The following is a 7,795-nucleotide window of genomic DNA, read 5'->3' on the forward strand; positions in this document are numbered from 1 at the left end:
GTGCTGGACGCCGGGCGCAAACAGCGGGTGCACGAATATGCCGTCTGGCGGGCCTTGGGTGCCAGCCACCGTCGCCTGACCACCATGCAAGCGCTGGAGTTGGGTCTGCAAGGCCTGCTGGCGGGGCTGCTCGCAACAGGCAGTGCCTTGGCGCTGGGCTGGACGCTGGCGCGCCAGGTGCTCGATCTGCCCTGGACCGTGTCGTGGTGGATGCTGCCGGTTGGCGCCCTTGTGGGGGCACTGTTGGCATTGCTGACGGGTCAGTGGGCTTTGCGCGGGCTGTTGGGGCAAAGCGTTGTACAGACCCTGCGCGTAGCCCAGGATTGACCCGGATAATGCCCGCATGAACATTGAAGAAAAACCGCCGTTTGACACTCCTTTTGAATGGATGGGTGGAGAGTCCAAAGTCCGCCAGCTGGTAGACCGGTTTTATGACTTGATGGACCTGGAGCCACAGTACGAGCTGTTGCGCGCGGCGCATGGCAGCACGCTGGACGACGCACGAGACAAGTTGTTCTGGTTCTTATGCGGTTGGTTGGGTGGCCCGTCCTACTTTGAAGAGCGTTTCGGTCACCCGCGCCTGCGCATGCGGCACATGCCCTTTTCCATTGGCATTGCCGAGCGCGACCAATGGCTGGCCTGCATGGACCAGGCCATGACCGAGGTGGGTGTCGACCCGGCCTTGCACCAAAGACTCAACCAAAGCTTTTTCCAGACGGCAGACTGGATGCGCAACCGCGCAGGCGCCTGATGAAAATTCAAAGCCTGCAAGACCTCAAAAAAATCCAGAAGCAGCTCCAGAGCGAACGCGAGCTGGCCGAGCAGCGTGCACGTGAGCTTGCCGAGGCGCAAGAGCGCGAACGCCGCGAGCGGGACTTGTTTGCGCGTGCGGTGGGCGCGGTCAAGCCGCTGGCTCAATCCGAGCGACATACGCCCAAGCCACAAGCAGTGCCTCCGGTGCCGGTGCAAAGGCAAAAGGACGAACAGGCCGTGCTCAAGGACGCACTGAGCGATGAGTTTGATGTCAGCACTTTGCTCGACACCGACGAGGCCTTGAGCTTCAAGCGCCCCGGCATCGGCCCCGATGTGGTGCGCAAGCTGCGCAAGGGCGACTGGACCATTCAACGCGAAATCGATCTGCATGGCCTGCGCACCGACGAAGCGCGGCTGGCGCTGGCCGAGTTCATTCGCGAGTGTCATCGCCAAGGTGTGCGCTGCGTGCGGGTGGTGCATGGCAAGGGCCTGGGCTCGCCGGGCAAAACGCCGGTGCTCAAAAGCCGGGTGCACAGCTGGCTGGTCCAGAAAAACCAGGTGTTGGCCTTTGTGCAGGCCACACCACCGCAGGGCGGTGCAGGTGCCCTGGTGGTGCTGTTGGCTACAGCAAACCTTGCTCGGCCATAGACAAGGCCTGACCGGGCCCCACGATGATGTGGTCCAGCACCCGTACATCCACCAAGGCTAGGCTGGCCTTGAGGTTTTGTGTCAAGGCCTCGTCCGCGCGGCTGGGCTGCACGCTACCGCTGGGGTGGTTGTGCGCCAGCACCACGGCAGCGCAGTGGTGGTGCAGGGCGCGCAAGACCACCTCGCGCGGGTACACGCTGGTTTGCGACAGGGTACCCCGAAACAGTTCCTCCATCGCCAGCAGGCGGTTCTGGCTGTCCAGAAACAAGACGGCAAACACCTCGTGCGGTTTATGCGACAGGTGCAGTTGCAGGTGCTGCTTGACGGCCTGCGGTGAGGCAAAGGCTTCGCGTTCGCGCAGGCGCTCTGTCATGGCGCGGCGTGCCAGCTCCATGACCGCCACCAGCTCGGCGCGTTTGGCTGCCCCCAGGCCCTTGATCACCTTGAGGTCGTCTGCTTGCGCCGCCAGCAGTCCCGCAAGACCACCGAGTCGCTCCAGCAGTTCGGCCGACAGGTCGAACACATCCTTACCCGCCATGCCCGTGCGCAGCAGCAGGGCCAGCAGCTCCACATCGCTCAGTGCCTGCGGGCCGCGGGCCAGCAGTTTTTCCCGCGGACGCACGTCCGCCGGCATGTCCTTGATGCCCATAGGCCTCTCCTCCCTGTGCTGGTTTGTCCAGCTTCTAAAATAGAGCCTTCTTTATGCCTGTCTTGCCACTTGCGTGGCATTGGTCCAAACCCGTATGTCCACCGTTCAACCTGGCTCTTTTTTGACCCTGCATTACCGCCTGGCCGGTCCGCACGGCGATGTCATCAACACCTTTACCGACAAGCCCGCCACCCTGTCGCTGGGCAGTGGCGAGCTCTCGCCCGCTGTCGAGCAACACCTGCTGGGGCTGGAAGAGGGCGTGCATACCACGTTGCAGATTGCAGCTGGTGAGGCCTTTGGCGAGCACAACCCGGACATGGTGCAGTGGGTGGCGCGCAAGCTGATGAACGAGCTGGGCGACCCGATGGAAAAGTACACCCTGGGCGATGTGGTTCAGTTCCCCACGCCTGATGGCATGGGCGCCTACGCTGGCACGGTGCTGCAGGTATCTGAAGACGGCGCGGTGCAGTTCGACTTCAACCACCCGCTGGCGGGCCAGCCGGTGACGCTGGAAGTCAAGATCATCGGGGTGCTGTGATGACCGCCGACATCGTGCTGGCCGAACCCCGGGGCTTTTGCGCCGGAGTGGACCGCGCCATCGACATCGTCGAGCACGCGCTGGCCAAGTTTGGTCGGCCGATTTATGTGCGCCACGAAATCGTGCACAACACCTATGTGGTCAACGACCTCAAGGAAAAAGGTGCCATCTTCATTGAAGACCTGGCTGAAGTGCCACCAGGCGCGACGCTGATCTTCAGCGCCCACGGTGTCAGCCGTGCGGTGCAGCAAGAGGCCGAGCAGCGTGGTTTCCGCATTTTTGATGCCACTTGCCCGTTGGTCACCAAGGTGCATGTGGAAGTGGCCAAGCTGCACAAAGAGGGCTACGAATTCATCATGATTGGCCACAAAGGCCACCCCGAGGTGGAAGGCACCATGGGCCAGCTCGACAGCGGTATCCATCTGGTCGAAGACGAGGCCGATGTGGCCAAGGTGCAGCCCGCGCAAACAGCCAAGCTGGCCGTGGTCACACAAACCACCCTCAGCGTGGACGATGCGGCGGGTATTCTGGCCGCCGTCAAGGCGCGTTTCCCGAGCGTGCGCGAGCCCAAGCAACAAGACATTTGCTACGCCACCCAAAACCGGCAAGACGCTGTCAAGCTGCTCAGTCCACAGGTGGACGTGGTGATCGTGGTGGGCAGCCCCACCAGCTCCAACAGCAACCGTTTGCGCGAGCTGGCCGAGCGCATGGGCACACCTGCCTACATGGTGGACTCGGCTGCAGACTTGCAGGCCCAGTGGCTGCAAGGCGTCGGCAATGTGGGCCTGACGGCCGGCGCCTCGGCGCCCGATGTGTTGGTGCAAGCCGTGATTGCGCGTTTGCGCGAGCTCGGTGCTGTGGCGGTGCGTACTTTGCCTGGCGTGCAAGAGACCATGAAGTTCCCGCTGCCCAAAGGCCTCAAGGCCGAGCACGAAGGCGCCGCAGACTGATCCCTACAATACCTACACCATGCTAGACATTCTTCTCCTTCGCAAAGACCTGGACGCCGTGATCGCGCGTCTGCAAACCCGCAAGAACCCGCAAGCCTTTCTGGACGTGGACGCCTTCCGCGCCCTCGAATCCGAACGCAAGACCCTGCAGACCCGTACCGAAGAGCTGCAAGCCCAGCGAAATAGCCTGTCCAAACAGATTGGCATGCTCAAGGGCAAAGGCCAGCATGCCGAGGCCGACGCCGTTATGGCGCAGGTGGGATCCATCAAAACCGAGCTGGACGCTTCGGCTGCGCGCCTGGATCTGATTCAGGCCGAGCTGCAAGACCTGCTGCTGGCCGTGCCCAACCTGCCGCATGAGAGTGTGCCCGTGGGTGCTGGCGAAGAGGGCAATGTGGTCGTGCGCAGCTGGGGTACGCCCAAGACGTTCGACTTTGAGGTCAAGGACCACGTGACGGTTGGCGAGAAGCTTGGCCTGGACTTTGACACCGGCATCAAGCTGGCGGGCTCGCGCTTTACTTTCATGCGTGGCCCTATCGCGCAACTGCACCGGGCCTTGGCACAGTTCATGCTGGACACGCAAACACGCGAGCACGGCTATACCGAGTGCTACACGCCCTACATCGTCAACGCTGATACCCTGCGCGGCACCGGTCAGCTGCCCAAGTTCGAGGAAGACCTGTTTGCTGCCAACAAGGGCGGCCAGGACGGCGGCGAGGACAAGCAAGAGTTGTACTTGATCCCTACCTCTGAGGTCACCTTGACCAATGTGGTGCGCGGTGAAATCCTGGCCGAGGCCGATTTGCCCATCAAGATGACGGCGCACACACCGTGCTTCCGCTCCGAAGCAGGTAGCGCGGGCCGCGACACCCGCGGCATGATCCGCCAACACCAGTTCGACAAGGTTGAAATGGTGCAGATCGTGCACCCCGACAAGAGCTACGAAGCGCTGGAAGAAATGACCGGCCACGCCGAAGCCATCCTGCAAAAGCTGGGCCTGCCCTACCGCGTGATGAGCCTGTGCACGGGCGACATGGGCTTTGGCGCCACCAAAACCTACGATCTGGAAGTGTGGGTGCCTGCGCAAGGCGTGTACCGTGAAATCAGCTCGGTCTCCAACTGCGAAGCCTTCCAGGCGCGCCGCCTGCAGGCGCGCTTCAAAAACGCCCAAGGCAAGAACGAGCTGGTGCACACGCTTAACGGCTCTGGCCTGGCCGTGGGCCGCGCGTTAGTGGCGGTACTGGAAAATTACCAGAACGCTGACGGATCCGTGACCGTGCCCGAAGTGCTGCGCCCCTACATGGGTGGCGTGGCGCAGCTGGGCTGAACCCTTCGCTCACCATGAAAGGAGCAACCATGCGTCATTCACATTGGATAGGTCTGGCCTTGATCGCCGGCCTCAGCGCAGGTTGCACCTCCACCAGCCTGGGCTCGGCCAACTACGCTGGGCCGGATTCTGTGCAACCGCAAAAGCCGGTGCAACTGCTCGGCCAACTGGCGCTGCCACCGGGGGCGATCATTCGGGGCGACCAGTCCCTCATCATTGGTGCGGGTGACAACTGGGTGGGGCGTGTGGTCATGGACGTCGGTAAGGACATGGATGCCGCCTACCGCTACTTCCTGGAAAGCTATCCCGCGCAAGGATGGACTGTGGTCTCCGCTGTGCGTGGTAAAACCAGTCTGGTCGTCATGACCCGACAAGAACGAACCGCAACGGTTGAAATGTCCGAAGGCGGTTGGGGTTCCCCGGGTACCGTGACCATGACCATGGCTCCGCGCAACGCGGCGGTGTTTGCTCCTACCAAGAAGCCCTGAAGTCGCGTCTGGCTCTGTTAGAATCTGCGGCTTCGATACCTGCGGAACGGTGGCAGAGTGGTCGAATGCACCGGATTCGAAATCCGGCGTACAGTTTTTGCTGTACCGAGGGTTCGAATCCCTCCTGTTCCGCCATTCAAGGGTTGTAGCGACGGTGGTTACTAACTTATTGAGTGAAAACTACTAAACAAAAAAGTTTAGTAGTCAGAGCACCCCAAGCAGGGTGCTTTTTTTGCCCGAAATGTCCCGCGACTTTAGTACTTTGATCTTGGTAGATCACGATAACTTAATTGCCATTAGATTACAATTTCTATCATTTGAAATTAAATCATGCGCAGTCTAACTAAATTAACCACCTGGACCATAATTCTGACGGGGTTCTTGGCGAATGCGCAAGTTCTGCTTCCTCCCCACACGGTTCAGGTAAGTGTTACCTCGAAACAAATCAGAATTCTAGAGGCATTGTGCTACCCCACTTCGCGTGTGCTGGTAGTTGTGATGCAAAACAGCAGTGACCAAGCGATGATGCTGACTCCCACGCTTACAGTCAGTGCAACCGATCAGATCCTCTCCGGAAAATTAACCTCAGATAGTAGGGACTTAGTACGTGGCGACAAACACAAATTCAGTTTCTATGGGAACGAAGCAATCTGCGACAAGACTACGAAATTGACGTTGGAACTAGTCAAATGAATATCATTAGGAAATTGAACTGTGGATTTCCCACGTTGCAGTAGATAGCTCTGACCTTTGCTTGGGCTAGTAGTGAATGGATCCCGGGCTGCCGCCGCCAACCGCAATCACATCCCCATTGATGGCACGAGACCTTGGGGAAGCCAAAAACACCACCACATCAGCCACCTCATGGGCGCTCACGATACGACCGGTTGAGTTTCCCGAGTGCAATTCGTCCCATACTTGCGATGCATCGATACCGCGTTTGAGAGCGGTGTTCTTGACCAATGCATCGGTACGTTCAGTCAGCGTGAGTCCTGGGTGCACTGCTGTGACGTTGATGCCATGTGTGCCTAATTCGTCAGCCAGGTTTTTGGTCATGGCCACCACGGCAACGTTTCGAATGCTGCCTACGGCATTGCCAGTGTTTCGGGCAGCCAAACCGCTGATGTTGATGATGCGTCCCCATCCTCGGCTTTTCATGCCTGTAGCCACAGCTTGTGCAGTGCGCAGATAGCCCATGACTTTGATGTCCAGCTGATGATGAAAGTACTCGCTGGTGATCTCGGCTAACTTTGGCGGTGCTTGGTGTCCGGCAGGCTCGGCTGCTGCATTCACCAAAATATCGATGCCGCCGCCAAGTGCCTGTTCCGCAGCAATCATGGCCTCGCGCACAGCAACACTGTCCGCCGTGTCGGCAGCTACACCAACCACGTGACGTCCTGTTTCGTTGGCAATGTCCTTTGCCGTTTGAGACAAAGCCTCCATGTCTCTGGCCAGCAAGGCAACGTCAACGCCTTCCATGGCCAAGGCCCTGGCTACGGCTTTGCCAATGCCACGGCTTCCACCCGTGACCAGTGCGCGTTTGCCAGTGAGCTGCAGGTCCATGGGTCAGTCAAGCGCAGAGTCTGGATTATTTGCCAAATAATTTGGCGATGTGCTGCCACAAGCGCAGCAGCAGGCCAGAGCGTTCCACTTCGGCCTGGGCCACCAATGCGGTCTCGCCAACGGTTTTGCCGTTGGAGGAGGCAATCACTTTGCCAATGACCGCGCCTTTGGCGATGGGGGCTTCCAGATTGGGGTTGATCTCAACAGTGGTTTGCACCTGCTGGCCGCGTGGCACGGTCAAGAGCCATGGCGCCGCGAGTCCGGCAGCGACGGTGTCTGCCTTGCCAAAGCTGACTTTGGGTGTGGCCACCACGGCGTTGGCCGCAATTGGCGTCACTTTTTCGAAGCTGCCAAAACCCCAGCCCAGCAGGGTGCGGCTGTGGTCGGCGCGAGCTTGCGCGCTGTTGGTGTTGAGGATGACCGTGATCAAGCGCATGTCATTGCGCTTGGAAGATGTCACCAGGCAATAACCAGCTTCCGCGGTATGGCCTGTTTTGAGGCCGTCCACCGTGGGGTCGGTGTAGAGCAGGGCGTTGCGATTACCTTGCTTGATGCCGTTGAATTTGAAGTCACGCTCGGCGTAAATGGGGTAGTACTTGGAGCTGTCGTGAATGATGGCACGTGCCAGGATAGCCAGGTCGCGTGCCGAAGATTTATGTACCGGATCGGGCAGACCTGTGGGGTTGGCAAACTGGGTGCGGGTCATGCCCAGGCGCTTGGCTTCTTCGTTCATCAGCTTGGCAAAACCGGCCTCGGAGCCTGCCATGTGTTCGGCAATGGCTTTGGAGGCGTCGTTGCCGGACTGGATGATGATGCCGCGCAGGATGTCGATCACGCTGGCCTGGCTGCCCAGCGGCAGGTACATGCATGACTCTGCGC

The 7,795-nt window shown here is 59.9% G+C and carries 10 protein-coding genes and 1 tRNA gene; 8 read left to right on the top strand and 3 right to left on the bottom strand.

Features of this window, described 5'->3' with window-relative positions; all coding sequences use genetic code 11:
- From AAFM15_RS10935 to AAFM15_RS10945, 3 genes are all read left to right on the top strand, one after another.
- Positions 1–327, top strand: a 327-nt coding sequence (locus tag AAFM15_RS10935) for an FtsX-like permease family protein (RefSeq protein WP_341686745.1), incomplete at its 5' end; no start/stop codon positions are given.
- Positions 328–343: 16 nt separating this feature from the next.
- Positions 344–751, top strand: a complete 408-nt coding sequence (locus tag AAFM15_RS10940) for a group II truncated hemoglobin (protein WP_341686746.1) — start codon at positions 344–346, stop codon at positions 749–751.
- Positions 751–1,401, top strand: coding sequence for a Smr/MutS family protein (locus tag AAFM15_RS10945; RefSeq protein ID WP_341686747.1), 651 nt, complete (start codon positions 751–753; stop codon positions 1,399–1,401). The genes AAFM15_RS10940 and AAFM15_RS10945 overlap by 1 nt, the downstream gene beginning before the upstream one ends.
- On the opposite strand, the gene radC is transcribed toward AAFM15_RS10945, so the two are convergent.
- Positions 1,376–2,050, bottom strand: coding sequence for a DNA repair protein RadC (gene radC / locus AAFM15_RS10950; protein WP_341686748.1), 675 nt, complete (start codon positions 2,048–2,050; stop codon positions 1,376–1,378). The two genes, AAFM15_RS10945 and radC, sit on opposite strands and share 26 nt — an antisense overlap.
- Before the next feature lie 94 nt (positions 2,051–2,144).
- Between radC and AAFM15_RS10955 the strand changes: the two genes are divergently transcribed.
- From AAFM15_RS10955 to AAFM15_RS10975, 5 genes are all read left to right on the top strand, one after another.
- Positions 2,145–2,588: an FKBP-type peptidyl-prolyl cis-trans isomerase gene (locus AAFM15_RS10955; protein WP_341686749.1), complete on the top strand. Its 444-nt coding sequence runs from the start codon at positions 2,145–2,147 to the stop codon at positions 2,586–2,588.
- On the top strand, positions 2,588–3,538 hold the full coding sequence (ispH, locus tag AAFM15_RS10960) for a 4-hydroxy-3-methylbut-2-enyl diphosphate reductase (RefSeq protein ID WP_341686750.1): 951 nt from the start codon (positions 2,588–2,590) through the stop codon (positions 3,536–3,538). The genes AAFM15_RS10955 and ispH overlap by 1 nt, the downstream gene beginning before the upstream one ends.
- A 19-nt stretch (positions 3,539–3,557) precedes the next feature.
- On the top strand, positions 3,558–4,865 hold the full coding sequence (gene serS, locus AAFM15_RS10965; protein ID WP_341686751.1) for a serine--tRNA ligase: 1,308 nt from the start codon (positions 3,558–3,560) through the stop codon (positions 4,863–4,865).
- Between the two features lie 29 nt (positions 4,866–4,894).
- Positions 4,895–5,353, top strand: a complete 459-nt coding sequence (locus AAFM15_RS10970) for a hypothetical protein (RefSeq protein ID WP_341686752.1) — start codon at positions 4,895–4,897, stop codon at positions 5,351–5,353.
- Between the two features lie 43 nt (positions 5,354–5,396).
- Positions 5,397–5,488: transfer RNA gene (locus AAFM15_RS10975), tRNA-Ser, on the top strand.
- Positions 5,489–6,112: 624 nt separating this feature from the next.
- Here AAFM15_RS10975 and AAFM15_RS10980 read toward each other — a convergent pair.
- Both AAFM15_RS10980 and AAFM15_RS10985 read right to left on the bottom strand, forming a co-directional pair.
- A complete protein-coding gene (locus tag AAFM15_RS10980) occupies positions 6,113–6,916 on the bottom strand; it encodes an SDR family oxidoreductase (RefSeq protein WP_341686753.1) in 804 nt (267 codons plus the stop codon).
- Between the two features lie 25 nt (positions 6,917–6,941).
- The coding region (locus AAFM15_RS10985; protein ID WP_341686754.1) for a D-alanyl-D-alanine carboxypeptidase family protein at positions 6,942–7,795 on the bottom strand (854 nt) is incomplete at its 5' end.

Origin of the sequence: Limnohabitans sp. (assembly GCF_038134685.1) — a bacterium.
In the GTDB taxonomy this organism is placed as follows: Bacteria; Pseudomonadota; Gammaproteobacteria; order Burkholderiales; family Burkholderiaceae_C; genus Limnohabitans_A.